Raw genomic sequence first — 17,138 nt, forward strand, 5'->3', positions numbered from 1 at the left:
CGCAGCCGCGTGACGCTGTCGCTGGCGCAAGGGCGAGCGGGACTGCGCCGCAGCCGCGGCCTGCAGCTGCGGACAGCGCGAGTGCTGGCGGCACCCGCGCAGCGAGCAGACGCGCCGCCCGCGCAAGGCGCTTCGGCCGCTGCCGCCGGCACGCAGCCGCGCGGCACTGCCACTGCCGCCGAGGGCACACAGGCGCGCGGCGCTGCCGCTGCCGCCGACGGTACGCAGCCGCGTGACGCTGTCGCTGGCGCAAGGGCGAGCGGGACTGCGCCGCAGCCGCGGCCTGCAGCTGCGGACAGCGCGAGTGCTGGCGGCACCCGCGACGCGAGCGTACGGCAGCCTCGCCAGCAGCGCGTTTTCATCAAAATTTCACCCGCGCACGAGGAGCCGCAGCGGCTGACGCAGCTGCAGTCGCTATTGCAGCGGCACCCCGGACCGCTGCCCGTAGCGCTGTTTTATGAGCGGACGCAGCGCGCCCTCGCGCTCAGCGACCAGTATCGCGTCAAGCCGTCGAAGGCGCTGCTGCAAGCGATCGAGGCGATCATGGGAACGGGCACCGCACGCGTAAAGTGAATGCGCCGTAGGCAAAGTGCGGAGTCAAAAAGGCGATAATCACCCGTGCGGGGATTATCGCCTTTTCATTGTGCGTATGAAAATAGTAGTGCACGGAATAGGATAGGCGAAATGCAAAATGCTCAGCTCAATGACGGAAAATCAACGAAAAACTTGAAACCACCTGCATTTTGTACATGTATTTCAGGCGCAAAAGCCAAAATGAAGCCATTTCCTTGAATTTAACTGCACCTTTTGCATCTCGCAGCTGCTTTTGAGCCGTCTTCATCACTTTGAGATGCATGTTTTGCAGCTCATGATTACCGGCTTGCAAAGAATCGGAACTTCATAAGGGCCTTACGAGTCATTAAAGCGGAATATACCCTCGGTCTTTCGCCCGTTCCTGCGCCGAAACCCGCCGCTACCGGCAAACGCCGATCGGCTCGCTTCGGAGCTATGCGCTCTCGGCTGCAAGCTCGGCCAGCCGCTCCATGACGCCATCGCTGCATAGACCGCCGTGGTAACATACTACCGTTTCAATGTTGTAGGAGCACAGTGCAGCGATGGATGCTTGTGCGGCAGGACGGTCCAACGTCGTCGCCGGATCGGCTCCCGATAGCCGGCCATCCTGCGCCACGAGAGCATCCCCGGCTATCAACGTCCGCGACGGCTCGTGAAAAAGACTAATGTGGCCAGGCGTATGCCCCGGCGTATCGATGACGACGATTCCTCCGCACCAGGGGAGACGCTCGCCGCCTTTGACGATGCGGTCGACCGCAGCCCGCGGCGGATGGAGCATAAGGGCTTTCAGCCCTTTCCGAAACGACTCGGGCACATGGCCGGGCAGCGAATCGATGCTGGCAATCGCTTCGTCCGTGAACCGGAGCAGCCTTTTCTCTCCCTGGATGTACGGCTTCTCGGCCGGGTGCGCCGACACTTCGATTCGCCCGGGCGCGCCTTCCGTTATATCCTGCAGATTGCCGATATGGTCGATGTCTTGATGGGTGATGACGATGCGGTTCAGACGTTCCCAATCTACTCCATAACTGCCCGCTGCGGCGCATAGCTGTTCCGTCTGGCGGGGAAACCCGGTATCGACGAGGACAACGTCCCGATCGTCCCATAGCAAAACCGGATGCACGGTATCCGTACGGCCCATGACCGGAGCCGAGATAGAAAACATAGCGATGCCTTGATCGATGCGCATTGCAAGGTTCACTCCTTTGAACGATGGAAGATGCCCGGCCGGGGTCTCTTCTCTATCCTAAGGAGAAACTCACTCGATGTAAATAGTAAATATTTTATCATATCACAAATAAAAATTTTTGTCAAGATAATTTTATGCCCGATGAAGAGCTTCTCAGCGTACTAGAGTCGCCAAAGCGAAAATATGGCCTGTATGGATTCCTGCACGGGCCCGAAACTATAAAATACATCTCCCGTCTTGGTGTTGGCAATACAAGACCAGAATGTCGCCAACCCGTCGACATGTCCGCAAACCGGAGCGGCATGGTCTTTCATCGCATCTTGCAACGTATCGAACCAGTCGCTATGGTTGGAACGGATTTTTTCTCCGAAGGTTTCCAGCGTTTGGTATCGGGCCACGGAATTCGCCCATTGTTTTTGATAGGCGGACATCGCCGGATGGACGAAATGGTTGGTCACGACAAGAAGTCCGTTTTGCATCTCGCGGATTGCTCTATTTTCGGGATGGACTTCCGCCACGAACGCCTCGGTCTGATCGACGACGAAATAGCTCTTCGCTTCTTTAACCGGAACGGACAGCAAAAATTCCTTCGCTTCCTTCGCATCTGCGCATTTTTCCAAAAGGTAGCGGACGATCAAATGGAAGCTTATCCCCGGCACGGCAGGATCGGGGTGCTGTCCCGCGCCGTTAAAGCTGACGTAAAGACCTTTCTCGTTCAACCCGTCAAATCTTCCGCCGATCAGGCCTTCGTGCATCCCGATATGGGCATACCCTCGGTCAGGCCGGGTGTAAATAAGGTGCCTTCTATTTTCAAAATAATAAAAGTCATAGTTTCTGGCGACAACGATGCCTTCAGGCAACTGAACGGCGATTCCGCTGCATCCGCCCTCTACGCCTAACGTGTAATGCCACAGCAAGTCATTCTCCTCTAATTGAAGGGCCGCGGCATATCCCGCAAATTCCTCCATCATCTCCGGGTAAATGCGCTGCACGATGTCCCGGCACTGTTCGGCGAATTTGCGTTGTTCGGCGCTTAATTGCCCCTCTATCCCGAGCAAGCTGCCGCCCTTTTGAGCGGTAATACGGCCAATTTCATAAGGAGTGCCGCTTGCTTCGTAATATTGATAGTCGGCTTTTTGCTCCTCGGTAACGTTTTGCCGCTCCACTTAACATCGCCTCTCCCTGGGCCGTAATTTCCCCGCTGCGCCTGCTTTCCACAACATCGATCCGCCGCAAAAATGACGGGCTGACCTCAGATGCCGTTTGGCGCGCCATTTTCATCATCCGCTGTCCTGCATGACGATTATCCGTCCTTGCGCTTGACCGGAATGTAAATGTCTATCTGCACTTCAGGGTTGCCCGGATGGCACCGCTCGTCGTACAGCTCGAACTCCGGCGTTCCGGCGTGCTCGTAGCCCGAATGCGGAAACCATTCCGCGAAAATCGCTCTCCACGTGCTTTGAATCGAAGGCGATAACTGGGCGGGCGGCACTTTCGGCGTCGTGAACACGGCGTATTCGGCCGGCATGAACTCACGGCACACCAAATCTTCGGGTACTCCTTCGAAATGCTCCGCCTCCATGCCGATCATATACGCGAACGTTCCCGACTCCATGTCGAAGCTGTGGCAAATGCCGAGCTCGACCCAGCTTTCCTTATGGACCCGGTTCGGAATGCGGCGGCCCCAGCCTCCTTGAATATAGTCCTGCCAAAAAGCCGGAATTTGCCGCAGGTTTTCCCCGTCGTTCGTCGATGTGCGAAGCTCGTAGCCGATTACCTTGAAGGCTGGTTTGGTCACGATGCGGTGTTCCATACGAATTCCTCCCAAATACGGATTGTACTTGCCTTGCAGCACGTTCAGCTTCGGGTATGCCGGCGGCTTGATGCGCTGTTTGCGGTAGTCGGCCGGCGTCATCTCGAACATGCGCTTGAAGGCGCGGGTGAACGTTTCATGATTTTGGAACCCGTTCTCCAGCGCAATGTCGAGCAGCTTTGCGTCCGAATGGGCAACCTGATAAGCCGACCGCGCGAGCCGCCGTTTGCGCACGTATTCCATCACGGTGACTCCCGCCATGGTCAGGAACACACGGTGAAAATGGTAGTCGGAGAGCTGCGCGACTTGCGCCAGCCGCGCCAAAGACAGCTCCTCGGCCAAATGCGCCTCCACATAATCGATGGTTGCTTGAATCTGCTTCAAGTAATCTTCCCTCACTCGAACGCATGGCCCCCTCTTGCGTGCTCCTTCCATTGTAAACCAGGCCCGCTTCCGATTCTTGATTTTTCTTGCTGTTTATTTCGTGCGCTGACCCGAACTGGAAAAGCTCACGTTAATTTTGTCCAAATGCACGCTGCAGGCTCGGCTAGAGGGAAATCCTGCCGCTAACTTGGTAAAACGTTCACCGGTATGAGAGCAAAAGGCCGAATTAACGGGAGAAAATCCCGCTATATCCGACTTCCCCACGGAGGAAGCAAAAAGAGAAGGAGATTTTCCAGCTGACTAAGAAAGGCGGAGCGGGGGATGGGAATGTGGGCCTTGGAGCGAGCGCGCGCCTTTGAACTCGTGTTCCCGCCCATGTTTTCCAATTCGAGGGAACACGAGTTCAATGAAGCAGTAGGCCTACATTCTAAGGTGCGCAGCGCAGTCAGACTTTCTCGGTCAGCCAGAGATTTTCCAGTTAATCACACACGGCCTGGCAAAATGGCATGTCAACGGGCTAATAGCGATAAATAGTCGTCTCCGAATTCACATCACGTCGAACTTCATAACCATTTTAAAATTTTATGCCAAAATAATTATAATTTTATTGACATAATATTTCGGACGAATCTATAATAAGTGCAACATCGCATTCCGCTCGAACAGGAGGTGAATTTCATTGCCGTACGTGATAGCCATTGATGGCGGAGGCACAAAGACGTCCTGCGTATTTCAACCGGTCGATGGCGCCGGACGCAAGCTGCCGGACGCATGCGGAACGCCGCTAGTCGGTGAAGGCACGAATCCGCTGGCGGTCGGGTTCGATACGATGGCAGAGCGGCTTCGGCATTTGATCAGCCACGGCATGAGCGCTTGCGGTATTCGCGCCGGCGAGATATGCGCCGTCAGCGCGGGCATAGCCGGGACGCGAAACGATGACGCGAGAGCGACGGCGTTGCAAACGCTTCGGCAGATCGGCAAGGAACTGGGAATGCCAGAAAACGTCTCCATCACCGTGAACACCGACCTTTACATTGCACTTCGCGGGGCGATGCGCGCGAACGCCGCCGAAGGCATTCTCGTCATCTCCGGCACAGGCTCCAACGCAATCGGCATATCGCAAGGCGCCATCGTTACGAACGGGGGATGGGGCCATCGGCTTGGCGATGAAGGGAGCGGTTACCATATCGGGCTCGAGGCTCTGAAGTCGGTATGCCGCGTGTTTGACCGGCGGGAAGCGCCGGCGCCGCTCGCGGGTATGATTATGGAGACGCTTCGGATTGCGCGCGAGCAAGACATTATTGCTTATATGTATCAACCGGGCCCTACGAAGCAGCAGGTTGCCGAATTGGCGAAAACTGTAATCGAGGCGTCCCGCCGAGCCGATCCGGCTGCCGTCCGGATATTGCACGCAGCCGCCGACGCGCTGGTCGAGCTTGTCGCAGGTCTGTTCCGGAAATCCGGAAGCTTCGGCAGCGATACGCCGGTATCGGTCGCGGGCTCGATTTTCACGTACTCCGATGAGGTGAGAAACCGTTTTACGGAAGGGCTGCGGCATCGGCAATTGGGGCGCTTTGAGGAACCGTTCGGCAACCCGCTGGACGGAGCGGTAGCCGTCGCGCTCGAAGCGCTTCAACACGCAAAGACAACAATGACCAAGTGATGGTGATACCGAGTGAATGTGGATTTATCGGCGCTTGTTACCGAGCAGCGCAACGAGAACAGTATGAATTTGGACCGGATGAGCGTCCGCGACATTTTAACTACGATTAACAGCGAAGATCACAAAGTCGCGGGCGCGGTCAAGGACGTTTTGCCGCAAGTGGAAGTCGCCGTGAATCAGATCGTCAAGGCGTTTCAGCAGGGAGGCAGGCTTTTCTACGTAGGCGCAGGGACGAGCGGAAGGCTCGGCGTGCTTGATGCCGCCGAATGCGTGCCGACGTATCGTACTCCGCCCGACATGATTCAGGCGATTATCGCGGGCGGGCCTGAAGCGATGACGAGGGCGGCCGAAGGGATAGAGGACGACGAGGAGCAAGGAGCCGCCGAATTGCGGCAGCGCGGGCTATCCCGGAGCGATGTGGTGGTCGGCATTGCGGCGAGCGGCCGGACGCCTTATCCGCTAGGCGCTCTGAAATATGCAAGGAAGGTCGGCGCTTATACGATTGCGCTCACGTGCAACCGGGATTCGCTGATGAGCCGGCATGCCGACTGCAGCATCGAAGTCGTTGTCGGCCCCGAAGTCGTATCCGGCTCGACAAGGATGAAGGCGGCAACGTCGCACAAAATGATTCTCACGATGATGAGCACGGCGGCAATGGTGAAGCTGGGAAAAACGTACGAGAACCTGATGGTGGACGTGCAGGCAACGAACGCCAAGCTGGTGGAGCGCGCCAAGCGAATGGTCGTGAGCATTACCGGCGTGCCGTACTCCGAAGCGGAGGAAGCGCTCGCTCAAGCGGGCTATGAGGTCAAGACGGCGATTGTGATGCTGGAAGCGGGAGTGCCGCTGGAGCAAGCAAGAGAGGCGCTTGCGGAGAGTTCCGGCCATGTGCGCGTCGCGATTGAACGCGCCAAGAGCGGCTTGTAACGACCGAAAGAAATGTCGCCTGCCCCTCCGGCCGGATGGCGGGCGAATTTCTATACACTTAAAACACGCAAAGGGGATAGAGGTATGAAGAGACAGCTCAAAGGACTGGTTGCGGCGGCTATTATCGCCGGTCTCATGGCAGGCTGCGGCAGCACAGGCCAGCAGGAGACGGGCAAGGCGGCGGACAAGCCGGCCGAAGCGGCGGCAAAAGGCAAGCTTTCGGGCAAGTTTGAGATTCAATATTTTGTAGGCGGTTACGGGGACAAGTGGTGGAAGCAAGCGATCAGCGATTTCAAGGCGGCCAATACGGGCCTGGACATCGTCGAATACGCCGGACCGAACGTCAACACCGAAATGAAGACGCGCTGGATCTCGAATACGCCGCCGGATTTGGTCTACATCGCCGGCGCCGGCTCAAGCGAAGCGCAAATGGTTGCCGACGACCAGCTTATGGATTTGACGGAATGGGCCAGGACGCTCAAGCTCGAAGACGGAACGCCGCTGCTTTCCAGCTTCTTCGTCAAACCGGGCGAATATAACGGCAAAATGTATGCGCTGCCGCTCGTGCTTGACGCTTGGGGCACTTGGTACGACCGCAGCTGGATGAAGCAGAACGGTTATAAGGTTCCGTCCGATTTTAACACCTGGTTGGACACCATGAAGGACGTGAAGGAAAAAGGCGGAATCGCTCCGCTCGTCACGGACGGCAAGCATCCTTATCCGCTGCGCGGCTTGCTCATGCCGGGCTTTGCGGCCGAAGGCGGCGAGAAGCTGATCGCCGATCTCGTCGACGCCAAGGAAGGCGCCTGGAAGAGCGAGCCTGTGCTCAAGGTGGTAAAGAAGGTCGAGCAAATGCAGAAAGCGGGCTATATCGATCCGGGCTTCGCCGCGCTCAACCATACGCAATCGCAGATGAACTTCCTGCTTCATAAGAACGCCTTCATTCCGGTCGGCTTCTGGCTGCCGTTCGAAATGCAAAAAGACGTGCCGCAAGGGTTCGACTTCGGCTTCATCCCGACGCCTATGCAAGATCCGGGCAAACCGTTCGCCATGCTGCCGCAAATTTCGCCGCTGGCCATCGCCAAAAAAGCGAAAAACCCGGAAGCGGCGAAAGCGTTCATCGACTTCGTATTCAAACGCAAATATGCGGAGCTTTCTCCCGAGCTGCAAGGGGCCATGCTGAACATCAAAGGCGTGAACCTGGACAATAACCCGAAAATTCCGCCCTACTTGAAGGAAGTCAACGCGCTCGTCAACGACAAGTCCAAGGTGACGTTCTATTCGCTCCCGCATCCGATGAGCGCGGACCTCGAGAAGCCGGTCTTCGACCAGCTCGTGTCGCTCATGCTCGGCCAAATTACCGCCGAAGAATTCGTGCAGCGCGCCGAGAAAGCGGCAGCCGATTTCCGCAAAAACAGCAAGTAATCGTCCAGTCTGTCGAGAAAGTGGGGCTGCACTACGGATTGGGAATGTGGGTCTCCGGCTTCGTTGAACTCGTGTTCCCATGAATTCGAAAACAAGGTGGGAACACGAGTTCAAAAGCGCACGCTCCGCTCCAAGGCCTACATTCCCATCCTCCGCTCCGCCTTTCTCGACATTCTAAAGTAATCGTCCAGCCTTACGGAATGCGGGTGCGCAAGCATTCGCATTCCGATTATTCCCGACGGGAAGTACGGTGATAGCATCTATGGTCCAATCTAAGGCGCAGCGTGCGAAGTTTTTGGCGTTTTGCCTGCTTCCTACGATGATTTTGTTCGCTGTTTTCAGCGTCTATCCGTTAATTAGCGGCTTGTACTATTCGCTTTTCAAATGGTCGGGCTCCGGCGCCAAAAAAACGTTTATCGGCCTGGGCAACTATGCCCGCTTGTTGGAAGACCCGGTCATTCCGAAAGCGATCGGGCACGATTACTTTCTCGTGTTCTTCAAAGTGCTCGGCATTATGGTGCTGGCTACGTTTTTCGCCGTCGTGCTGACGCAATTTCGCATCAAAGAATCGGGCTTTTACCGCGTCGTGTTCTTTTTCCCCAACATTATGTCGGTTGTGGTTATCGGCATTTTGTGGACGTTTATTTACAATCCGGACATGGGGTTGGTCAATTCCGGACTGCGCGCGATCGGGCTGGACGGCTGGACCCGGCCTTGGCTCGGAAGCTTGACGTGGGCGCTGCCGAGCATCGTGCTCCCCGCCGTTTGGGCCGGCATCGGGCTGTTCATGCTGATGATCATGGGCGGCATCAGCGGCATCCCCGCATCCATCTTTGAGGCTGCGGACGTCGACGGCGCGACGAAATGGGAGCAGTTTTGGAAAATTACGTTGCCGCTCGTATGGGCGCAGCTGAAAGCATCGATCATCTATATCGTCATTACGACGCTGAACGGCTCCTTCGTTATCGTGCAAATCATGACCGAAGGCGGACCGAACAACGCGACGCACGTCATGGGTTCTTATTTGTATCAGCAAGCTTTCGTCAATTACAACTTCGGCTACGCCGCGGCGATCGGCGTTCTCATTTTGGCGCTTTCCCTCGCGACGGTGCTATGTCTCCAGCTATTTCTGAAACGCGAAAAAATCCAGTATTAGGAGAAATTCGATGAAGCCAATGCGACAATTTGCCATAGGGTCGGCGCTTCGCATCCCTTTGCTGCTTTGGACGATTGCCGTCATTTTTCCGATTGTTTGGGTGCTGCTCAGCGCCTTGAAATCGAATGCGGAAATATTTGCTTCTCCTTGGGGGCTGCCCCAAGTTTTCAACTTTGCCAACTTCGCCAAGGCGTGGAGCAGTTATCATATCGGTCAAAGCTTTGTAAACAGCATCGTCGTCACCGCAGTCGGAACGGTGCTGAATTTGGCGATGGCCATTCCGTCGGCATATGCGATCGAGCGCGTCCCGTTCCGGGGGAGCGCCTTGCTGCACAACGTGTACTTGTCGGCGATGATGATCCCGATGGTGCTCGGGTGGATCCCGCTCTTTTTCTTGCTCATGAAGTTCCAAATGCTGAACAATTTGTTCGGTCTCGCGGTCGTGTATGCGGTGTCGAGAGTGCCGTTCAGCATTTTTATTTTGGCGAGCTTTATCGGCAGCATTCCGAAGGAGCTGGAGGAATCCGCTACGATGGACGGGCTGTCGCCGTACGGCGTTTTGCTGCGCATCGTGACGCCGCTGGCGATGACCGGGATCGTGACGGTCACGATCATGAACGGCATCCAGTTCTGGAACGAGTATTTCATGGCACTGATTTTCATGCAGGACCAGGCCAAATATACGCTCGGCGTGGCGATGGACTTTTTGAATAAAAAGGCGCAGTACGAGAACGCATGGGGCGTTCTGTTCGCCGGACTGTCGGTGTCGATGATTCCGGTCATGCTTGTGTACGGATTTTTCCAACGGCATATCGTCCGTGGTATGATTGAAGGAGCGGTCAAAGGGTAATTTGCAAGCTTGTTGTTGAAAGGAGGTGGAGTCGTGTCCGACCATCATCTTGCCCAGTCGCTGTCGGGAGGCCTGCTCATGCTGCAGGAGATGGCCGAGCAATTGCCGCCTTCCGAGCGCAAAATCGCCTTGTACATCCTCGAAAATCCTCACGAGGCGATTCGCTGTACGGCCAACGAGCTGGGCGAGCTCAGTTCGACGAGCGCTTCCGCGGTTATGCGGCTTTGCAAGTCGCTCGGGCTGAACGGTTTTCAGGAGCTGAAATTCAGAGTCGCCGGGGATATGCGCAAGGAGAGCGAGTCGGGCTTTACCGACTTCGAGCCGGGGGAGCCGCAGCCGTCCATCGTCCAGAAGGTGACCGGGATCAGCGTGCGCGCTTGCAGGAAACGGCCGAAATTATGAATTACGAGGCGCTCTCCAAAGCGGTAGAGGCTTTGCGGCAGGCGGGCAGCATCCATTTTTTCGGGGTCGGGGCTTCGGGCATTATTGCGCACGATGCGCAGCTCAAGTTTGTCCGGGTTAACAAATCGACCTCGACCAGCGTGGACTTTCATTTATCGGCGATCCAGGTTGCGCAATGCGGTGCGGGCGACGTCGTTTGCGGCATCTCTTTTTCCGGCGAAACGTACGAGGTAAGGAAGCTGCTGGAGCTGGCGAAGGAGAAAGGAGCGACGACCATCAGCTTGACAAGCTACGGCTTGTCGCCCATCAGCGAGATTGCCGACATTAATTTGTACGTATCCGCGAAGCAGGAACAAGTATTCCGCAGCGCTGCAACGTCGTCGCGGCTCGCCCAGCTGCACCTCATCGATATTTTGTTTATGTGCGTGCTGACCAGCCAGTACGAGAACTCGATCCGCCGGCTGGACGAAGTTCGCATGGGCGTCAACTTTGTCAAGCAGCACGACGGGGCGAAGCGTCAATAACAACATTGCGAAAAAGCAAAGCCGGAGCAGCCCGCTGCTGACCGGCTTTGCTTTTTGCGCGCATGGCAGCGCCGGACCGCCCGCTGCACATATTTCGCGCCGGCTCCTCATACGTATGGTAAGACCGGGCGGCCAAGGCCGCCGGAACATTCGATGCGGAACAGGAGATGGACTTATGAACCGGCACCCCGTCGTAGAAGTGTTGAACAAGCGCGGCGTCACCGTGGAGCAAATTGCCGAGATCGTGTTCAAGCTGCAGCGCCCTTATAACGACCAGCTGCAGATGGAAGCTTGCGTGGAGAGCGTGTATGCGGTATTAAGCAAACGCGAGGTGCAGTATACGCTGCTTACGGGCATAGCGCTGGACGAAATGGCCGAGCGGGGCATGCTGCCGCAGCCGCTGCAAGCCATTATGGAAGCGGACGAGTCGTTGTATGGAGTCGACGAGACGCTCGCGCTCGGCATCGTTCATGTGTACGGCATGATCGGACTGACGGGCTTCGGCTATCTCGACAAGGAAAAACCGGGCGTTATTCGCGCTTTAAACGATGACGAGCAGTCGATCCACGTGTTCCTCGACGATCTGGTCGCCGGCCTCGCCGCCGCCGCTTCGGCGCGAATCGCCCACGCGAATCCGAACGCCATCGGCTACGTGGACGAATCGGTCTGCAAGTAGGCGTTAAACTGGGGGGCGCAGCGACGAGCAAAGGTGCAGAGAGTGTCTCAAAGCCAGCTTAACACGTAAGCCGCATACGCTCCCAACATAAGGCAGAGCAACGGCGGAGCACCGTTCTATTGCGGCCAAAAGGGCGATTATGCTATCATAATTCTATTGTGTGTCCATGCTTCAAGCCGCATAGGAGGATCGTTCATGTGGACGGTAATATATATCGCCCCGACAGCCAAAATTGCCGATCGCATCAAGACGAAACTGTCGGAGGAAGGGTTCTTGGTGCAAGTGCGCCCGATTAACTTGACAAAGAATCAATTCGAGATTTTGGTACCCGAAGGCGAGCTGGAAGAAGTGCAAGAAGTGTTGAATTCGATTTTACATAGATAAGACGCACGTCCCGTGTAGAACGACGCACTCATTCGCTTCATCGTAACGCTACTCATTCTACGAACCGGTGAGGTGGGCCTGGTGTTAAAGGATCTGTTCAATAAACGCAAATACGCAACGATTCCGTCCGCAAGAACCGATCGCACCGAACGGGCGAAGCGCGACATTCCCGAAGGGCTCATGAACAAATGCCCGAAGTGCGGAACGATTCAATACAGCAAGGAACTGGAGAAAAATTTGAAAGTGTGCTCCTCCTGCGGCTACCATTTCAAGCTGAATGCGTTCGAACGCGTTCAGATGACGCTGGATGATGGGCGCATTTTTGAGTATGACGCCGATATGGTTTCCGAAGATCCTCTCGAGTTCCCGGAATACAGGGACAAGCTGGCCAAAGCGACGGACAGCACCGGGATGCGCGACGCGATCATTACCGGCGAAGGCACGATCGGGGGCTTCCCGGTCGTCATCGCCGTCATGAGCTTCGACTTTATGGGCGGCTCGCTCGGGTCGGTTGTCGGCGAGAAAATTACCCGCGCGGCCGAAGCGGCACTGCAGAAAAAATATCCGCTGATCATTTTCTCGACGTCGGGCGGGGCGCGGATGCAGGAAAGCATCCTCAGCCTGATGCAGATGGCCAAGACGAGCGCGGCGCTGGCCAAGCTGAACGAGCACGGCATTTTGTACGTGTCCGTCATCACCGATCCGACGTTCGGCGGCGTCTCGGCCAGCTACGCGATGCTTGGCGACATTATTATCGCCGAGCCGGCCGCTTCGTTCGGGTTCACCGGACGGCGCGTCATCGAACAGACGATCCGGCAGAAGCTTCCGGACAATTTCCAGACCGCCGAGTTCAACTTCGAGCACGGCCAGCTCGACAAAGTCGTAGCCCGCAAAGATATGCGCGCCGTGCTGACGAAGCTGCTCGACATGCATACGACGAGGGGAGGCGCAGCGCATGGCGAATGATATGCCGTTCGAACAGCCGCTGGCCGAGCTGCGGGGGAAAATCGACGAGCTGAAAAAGTTCAGCGAAGAGAAGCAGATCGATTTCTCGGAAGAAATCCGCCGCCTCGAGCAGCGTTACCAGGAGCTCGAGGCCGAGCTGTACGTCGGGATGACGGCGGCGCAGCGGATGCAGATTGCCCGCCATCCGGCGCGGCCGACGACGCTTGATTACATTCACTCTATGTTCACCGATTTCGTCGAGCTGCACGGCGACCGGCTGTACGGCGACGACTTGGCGATTGTCGGCGGCATCGCCAAGCTGGACGGCATTCCCGTCACGGTCGTCGGCCATCAGAAAGGAAAAGATACGAAGGACAACATTGCACGTCATTTCGGCAGCCCCCACCCGGAAGGGTTTCGCAAAGCGCTCAGGCTTATGCGGCAAGCGGACAAGTTCCGCCGGCCGATCATCACCTTCATCGATACGAAGGGAGCTTACCCCGGCAATGCTGCCGAGGAGCGGGGACAAGGCGAGGCGATTGCCCGCAATTTGCTGGAGATGGCTTCTTTTCGCGTGCCGATCGTATGCATTGTCATCGGCGAAGGCGGAAGCGGCGGCGCACTCGCGCTTGGCGTCGGCAACCGCGTGCTGATGCTGGAGAATGCGATTTATTCCGCCATTTCGCCGGAAGGCGCGGCTTCGATCATTTACAAAGATGCTTCGAAGGCGCTGCACGCGGCGGAAGCGATGAAAATTACGGCGGCCGACATCGAACGGTTCGGCGTCATCGACGGCATCGTGCCCGAGCCGAAAGGCGGCGCGCACCGCGATCCGGCCGCGCAGGCCGACATCCTGAAGGAACACGTCGTCAGGCATCTGACCGAGCTGCTCGGTTTTGGCGAAGAAGAGCTCCGCGAAGACCGTTACAACAAATTTAGAAAGCTCGGCAGATTTACCCATATCCAGGAGGGAAACCATGCGTAAAACGAAGATTGTTTGTACTATCGGTCCTGCCAGCGAATCCGTCGAAAATTTGAAAAAGCTGATGAACGCCGGCATGAATGTGGCTCGCTTGAACTTCTCGCACGGCGATTTCGAGGAGCATGGAAACCGCATCAAGAACATTCGCCAGGCGTGCGCCGAAACCGGCAAAACGGTGGCGATTTTGCTCGACACGAAAGGTCCGGAAATCCGCACCGGCAAGCTTAGCGTCGACTCTGTCGAGCTCGTGCAGGACAAGACTATCGTGCTGACGACGGAAGAAATTCTCGGCGACGAGAACCGCGTCTCCATTACGTATCCCAATTTGCCGAAGGACGTCAGCGTCGGCTCCACGATTTTGATCGACGACGGTCTCATCGGCCTTACGGTTACAGACATTCGCGGCACGGAGATCGAATGCCGGATCGTAAACGGCGGTACGCTGAAGAGCAAGAAGGGCGTCAACGTTCCCGGCGTCAAAGTATCTCTCCCCGGCATTACCGAGAAGGACGCAAACGATATCGTGTTCGGCATCCAGCAGGGCATCGACTTCATCGCCGCCTCGTTCGTGCGCAAGGCGAGCGACGTGCTGGAAATTCGCCATTTGCTCGAGCAGTATAACGCTACTCATATCCACATCATCTCCAAAATCGAGAACGAAGAAGGCGTGAACAACCTCGACGAGATTTTGGAAGTGTCCGACGGCCTTATGGTGGCGCGCGGCGACCTCGGCGTGGAAATTCCGGCTGAAGAAGTGCCGCTCGTGCAAAAGCAAATGATCAAGAAGTGCAACCAGGTCGGCAAGCCTGTCATTACGGCGACGATGATGCTCGATTCGATGCAGCGCAACCCGCGTCCGACGCGGCCGAAGCGTCCGACGTAGCGAACGCCGTGTTCGACGGCTCCGACGCGGTCATGCTGTCCGGCGAGACGGCTGCCGGCAAATACCCGGTCGAGTCGGTGCTGACGATGGCCCGCATCGCCGAGAAGGCGGAAACGGCGCTCGACCATAAAGAAATTTTCATCCGCCAAATGAGCTTCCAGCAAAAGAACGTGACGGAAGTGATCTCGCAGGCGGTCGCAACTCCGCGTTGGAGCTTGACGCCAAGGCGATTTTGACGCCGACCGAGACCGGCTATACGGCCCGCATGGTGTCCAAATACCGGCCGAAGGCGCCGATTGTGGCGATTACGCCGAACGAGCAAATCATTCGCCGCCTGTCCCTCGTCTGGGGCGTCATCCCGATCAAAGGCGAAGAAGCGAAGACGACGGACGAGCTGTTCGATCTCGCTGTCGACAGCAGCGTGAAGTCTGGTCTCGTCGATCTCGGCGACATCGTCGTCATTACGGCCGGCGTTCCGGTCGGCCGCTCCGGCACAACGAACCTGATCAAGGTGCACCAGGTCGGCGAAATGATCGCGAAAGGCCAGGGCATCGGCACGCAAACAGCCACCGGCAAAGTCGTCACGGCCCGCACCCCGCAAGAAGCGATTGCCAAAATGACGCCGGGCGCGTGCTCGTCACCGTCTCCACGGACAAGGAGTACATGCCGGCATTCGAGAAGGCGGCGGCAGTCATTACCGAGACCGGCGGCATTACGTCGCATCCGGCGGTCGTGGGCCTCAGCCTCGGCATCCCGGTCATCGTCGGCGTGGGCGGGGCGCTGTCGGTGTTGAAGGACGGCATGGAAGTGTCGATTTATCCGGAAGTCGGCGTCATCTATTCCGGCCGGGCGAAAGTGCTGTAAGCCGATTACGCGGCGTCATCCATCGTAGGCCATGAAAAACGCTCTATTCGCGATGATCGCCGATCAGTTCGGCACGTTGTGAATAGAGCGATTTTTTGTTGTAAAGCACATAATGCCGCCGGGCATGAAGGAGGGCTCATCACATGTGGTTTCCACTTACGTTTCGCGTCCGCTATCAGGAAACGGACCGAATGGCGGTCGTGTACCATACCAATTACATCAACTGGTTTGAGTGGGCGCGCACGGAGTTGATCCGCGCCTGCGGCTATCCGTACCGGCTTGTAGAGGAGCAAGGGCTCCTGCTTCCGGTGCTGGAAGTGGGAGCGCAGTTCAAGCAGCCGGCCGTATACGACGAGCTTGTCACCGTCTATACTTCGGTAACGGCTTGCTCGAGTGCGCGGCTGGAGTTCGCGTACGAGGTGCGCCGGGGGGAGCCGGAGCACTCGGAGCTACAGCACAGTGAGCCACAGGGCAAGGAATTGGAGCGTCCAGAGTCGGAGGTTTAGGGGGGCGGAACGGGGAGCCGGAACACAAAGTACCGCTGTACGGCGAAGCGCAGTTCAAGGGGCCGGCCTGTGGTGAGCCTTCGGCTGCAGCGGCCGGCGAAGAGTCCTCCCTGCCGCGGCTGCTGACGGAGCCGCAAGGAGTCCTGCTCGCGACTGGCTTCAGCAAGCATATGTGGGTAAACCGGGACTGGAAGCCGGTCAGGCTGGAGCGCCAGCTGCCCGAGCTGCACAAGCTGCTGCAAAGCAAGTTCGGCGCGGTATCGTCGTAATGAGGCAAGCAGCGCGCAGCTGCACTCTCAAACAGCGCGCAGCTACATAACCGGGTTAGCCGGATTTGTCGCGATGTGTCCCGGTATGGCGGGAGCGTCCGGCGAGTCCGGTTTTTCTTTATCACCAAGTGTAAGCTGCTCCTGTACTCGGCTAAATCCGCCCTATGAAAACACACTTGTCCCGGAATCGGCGTAAGACGGACGTTCCTTCTTGTCGAGCTTTGTGCGTTGGTGCGTAGATAATGAGTTGTCGGTAACAGTACTGCGAGGCGATACTTTCCAAAAAAAGTGGTATCTGGTGCCAAAACAGGTTCGCAGAGCCGTGTTGTCATCCAAGAAGCCGGAGGATAACGACGAAAGTCGCTAATTTAAGAACATAGTGACGCCGTTTCAACTGCCAAACCCCCAATATAGCAGGTTAGAGACCTCGATGACTCTGTTAACGACGATTGTTCGTTCGATAGAGAACAACTGGTCGCAAGATGCCGTTAGCGAATTTTATGTCCTTAATAGCGCAACCGGGGACTCGAATTAGCGAATTTGTGCTTAAGACGCTGCAAAGGCAAAGTCCAGGGCGAGTTTAACCCAGCCGACCACCTTCGGGAACGCCCCGCCGCACTGCGTGCCACATCGCACGACGCCCCGCCTGCTGCGCTGTACGCCGTAGCACATGCAGCACCATATGCCTCGCACACGTCGCCACGCCGCACTGCGTCCACATCGCAC

At 57.0% G+C, this 17,138-nt stretch carries 17 protein-coding genes and 4 pseudogenes; 16 read left to right on the plus strand and 5 right to left on the minus strand.

The window, feature by feature from the left end:
- A pseudogene (locus tag SD70_RS38870) lies at nucleotides 1-573 on the plus strand (hypothetical protein); the annotation flags it as partial.
- A 127-nt stretch (nucleotides 574-700) separates the two neighbouring features.
- Here SD70_RS38870 and SD70_RS30420 read toward each other — a convergent pair.
- The 4 genes from SD70_RS30420 to SD70_RS30435 all read right to left on the minus strand — a co-directional run bounded on the left by SD70_RS30420 (nucleotide 701) and on the right by SD70_RS30435 (nucleotide 4,007).
- The gene (locus SD70_RS30420) at nucleotides 701-856 is read right to left on the minus strand and encodes a hypothetical protein (RefSeq protein ID WP_156158283.1); all 156 of its coding nucleotides are present in this window, start codon (nucleotides 854-856) and stop codon (nucleotides 701-703) included.
- A gap of 150 nt (nucleotides 857-1,006) precedes the next feature.
- The gene (locus SD70_RS30425; protein ID WP_041052330.1) at nucleotides 1,007-1,759 is read right to left on the minus strand and encodes an MBL fold metallo-hydrolase; all 753 of its coding nucleotides are present in this window, start codon (nucleotides 1,757-1,759) and stop codon (nucleotides 1,007-1,009) included.
- 161 nt (nucleotides 1,760-1,920) lie between these two features.
- Nucleotides 1,921-2,925, minus strand: a complete 1,005-nt coding sequence (locus SD70_RS30430) for a C45 family autoproteolytic acyltransferase/hydolase (protein ID WP_041052331.1) — start codon at nucleotides 2,923-2,925, stop codon at nucleotides 1,921-1,923.
- A 137-nt stretch (nucleotides 2,926-3,062) separates the two neighbouring features.
- Nucleotides 3,063-4,007, minus strand: coding sequence for an AraC family transcriptional regulator (locus SD70_RS30435; protein WP_052488072.1), 945 nt, complete (start codon nucleotides 4,005-4,007; stop codon nucleotides 3,063-3,065).
- Between the two features lie 637 nt (nucleotides 4,008-4,644).
- On the opposite strand from SD70_RS30435, the gene SD70_RS36600 reads away from it, so the two are divergent.
- From SD70_RS36600 to SD70_RS30495, 15 genes and pseudogenes are all read left to right on the plus strand, one after another.
- Nucleotides 4,645-5,619: an N-acetylglucosamine kinase gene (locus SD70_RS36600; protein ID WP_231571686.1), complete on the plus strand. Its 975-nt coding sequence runs from the start codon at nucleotides 4,645-4,647 to the stop codon at nucleotides 5,617-5,619.
- 18 nt (nucleotides 5,620-5,637) lie between these two features.
- The gene (gene murQ, locus SD70_RS36605; RefSeq protein WP_041052341.1) at nucleotides 5,638-6,546 is read left to right on the plus strand and encodes an N-acetylmuramic acid 6-phosphate etherase; all 909 of its coding nucleotides are present in this window, start codon (nucleotides 5,638-5,640) and stop codon (nucleotides 6,544-6,546) included.
- A gap of 84 nt (nucleotides 6,547-6,630) precedes the next feature.
- Nucleotides 6,631-7,971, plus strand: coding sequence for an ABC transporter substrate-binding protein (locus tag SD70_RS30450; protein WP_041052333.1), 1,341 nt, complete (start codon nucleotides 6,631-6,633; stop codon nucleotides 7,969-7,971).
- 262 nt (nucleotides 7,972-8,233) lie between these two features.
- A complete protein-coding gene (locus SD70_RS30455; protein WP_041052334.1) occupies nucleotides 8,234-9,127 on the plus strand; it encodes a carbohydrate ABC transporter permease in 894 nt (297 codons plus the stop codon).
- A gap of 10 nt (nucleotides 9,128-9,137) precedes the next feature.
- Nucleotides 9,138-9,977, plus strand: a complete 840-nt coding sequence (locus SD70_RS30460; RefSeq protein ID WP_041052335.1) for a carbohydrate ABC transporter permease — start codon at nucleotides 9,138-9,140, stop codon at nucleotides 9,975-9,977.
- 33 nt (nucleotides 9,978-10,010) lie between these two features.
- Nucleotides 10,011-10,379, plus strand: a complete 369-nt coding sequence (locus SD70_RS40000) for a MurR/RpiR family transcriptional regulator (RefSeq protein WP_331436861.1) — start codon at nucleotides 10,011-10,013, stop codon at nucleotides 10,377-10,379.
- Nucleotides 10,355-10,903, plus strand: a complete 549-nt coding sequence (locus tag SD70_RS40005; protein WP_331436862.1) for a MurR/RpiR family transcriptional regulator — start codon at nucleotides 10,355-10,357, stop codon at nucleotides 10,901-10,903. Before SD70_RS40000 ends, SD70_RS40005 begins: the two co-directional genes overlap by 25 nt.
- A 175-nt stretch (nucleotides 10,904-11,078) precedes the next feature.
- Complete coding sequence (locus SD70_RS30470; RefSeq protein WP_041052336.1) at nucleotides 11,079-11,579, plus strand: phosphatidylglycerophosphatase A family protein; 501 nt, start codon at nucleotides 11,079-11,081, stop codon at nucleotides 11,577-11,579.
- Nucleotides 11,580-11,774: 195 nt separating this feature from the next.
- Nucleotides 11,775-11,963, plus strand: coding sequence for a hypothetical protein (locus tag SD70_RS30475; RefSeq protein ID WP_041052337.1), 189 nt, complete (start codon nucleotides 11,775-11,777; stop codon nucleotides 11,961-11,963).
- 81 nt (nucleotides 11,964-12,044) lie between these two features.
- The gene (accD, locus tag SD70_RS30480) at nucleotides 12,045-12,929 is read left to right on the plus strand and encodes an acetyl-CoA carboxylase, carboxyltransferase subunit beta (RefSeq protein ID WP_041052338.1); all 885 of its coding nucleotides are present in this window, start codon (nucleotides 12,045-12,047) and stop codon (nucleotides 12,927-12,929) included.
- On the plus strand, nucleotides 12,919-13,893 hold the full coding sequence (locus SD70_RS30485) for an acetyl-CoA carboxylase carboxyltransferase subunit alpha (protein ID WP_041052339.1): 975 nt from the start codon (nucleotides 12,919-12,921) through the stop codon (nucleotides 13,891-13,893). Before accD ends, SD70_RS30485 begins: the two co-directional genes overlap by 11 nt.
- Nucleotides 13,886-15,009 (plus strand): annotated as a pseudogene (pyk, locus tag SD70_RS38875) (pyruvate kinase). Before SD70_RS30485 ends, pyk begins: the two are co-directional and overlap by 8 nt.
- Nucleotides 15,006-15,230: pseudogene (locus SD70_RS38880) on the plus strand (pyruvate kinase alpha/beta domain-containing protein); the annotation flags it as partial. The pseudogenes pyk and SD70_RS38880, both read left to right, overlap by 4 nt.
- A 206-nt stretch (nucleotides 15,231-15,436) precedes the next feature.
- Nucleotides 15,437-15,529 (plus strand): annotated as a pseudogene (locus tag SD70_RS38885) (PEP-utilizing enzyme); the annotation flags it as partial.
- 251 nt (nucleotides 15,530-15,780) lie between these two features.
- The gene (locus tag SD70_RS30495) at nucleotides 15,781-16,143 is read left to right on the plus strand and encodes an acyl-CoA thioesterase (protein ID WP_052488074.1); all 363 of its coding nucleotides are present in this window, start codon (nucleotides 15,781-15,783) and stop codon (nucleotides 16,141-16,143) included.
- Nucleotides 16,144-16,958: 815 nt separating this feature from the next.
- Here the strand turns inward: SD70_RS30495 and SD70_RS38890 are convergent.
- A partial coding sequence (locus tag SD70_RS38890; RefSeq protein ID WP_231571684.1) for a hypothetical protein occupies nucleotides 16,959-17,138 on the minus strand: 180 nt, incomplete at its 5' end.

The sequence above is a fragment of the Gordoniibacillus kamchatkensis genome (genome assembly GCF_000829455.1).
GTDB lineage: Bacteria > Bacillota > Bacilli > Paenibacillales > NBRC-103111 > Gordoniibacillus > Gordoniibacillus kamchatkensis.

Bases quoted from the DNA above. Each gene is read 5' to 3' on its own strand.
- SD70_RS30420 (WP_156158283.1), bottom strand. From the start codon at position 856: ATGCATCTCAAAGTGATGAAGACGGCTCAAAAGCAGCTGCGAGATGCA.
- SD70_RS30425 (WP_041052330.1), bottom strand. From the start codon at position 1,759: ATGCGCATCGATCAAGGCATCGCTATGTTTTCTATCTCGGCTCCGGTC.
- SD70_RS30435 (WP_052488072.1), bottom strand. From the start codon at position 4,007: ATGGAAGGAGCACGCAAGAGGGGGCCATGCGTTCGAGTGAGGGAAGAT.
- SD70_RS30450 (WP_041052333.1), top strand. From the start codon at position 6,631: ATGAAGAGACAGCTCAAAGGACTGGTTGCGGCGGCTATTATCGCCGGT.
- SD70_RS30455 (WP_041052334.1), top strand. From the start codon at position 8,234: ATGGTCCAATCTAAGGCGCAGCGTGCGAAGTTTTTGGCGTTTTGCCTG.
- SD70_RS30460 (WP_041052335.1), top strand. From the start codon at position 9,138: ATGAAGCCAATGCGACAATTTGCCATAGGGTCGGCGCTTCGCATCCCT.
- SD70_RS30470 (WP_041052336.1), top strand. From the start codon at position 11,079: ATGAACCGGCACCCCGTCGTAGAAGTGTTGAACAAGCGCGGCGTCACC.
- SD70_RS30475 (WP_041052337.1), top strand. From the start codon at position 11,775: ATGTGGACGGTAATATATATCGCCCCGACAGCCAAAATTGCCGATCGC.
- SD70_RS30485 (WP_041052339.1), top strand. From the start codon at position 12,919: ATGGCGAATGATATGCCGTTCGAACAGCCGCTGGCCGAGCTGCGGGGG.
- SD70_RS30495 (WP_052488074.1), top strand. From the start codon at position 15,781: ATGTGGTTTCCACTTACGTTTCGCGTCCGCTATCAGGAAACGGACCGA.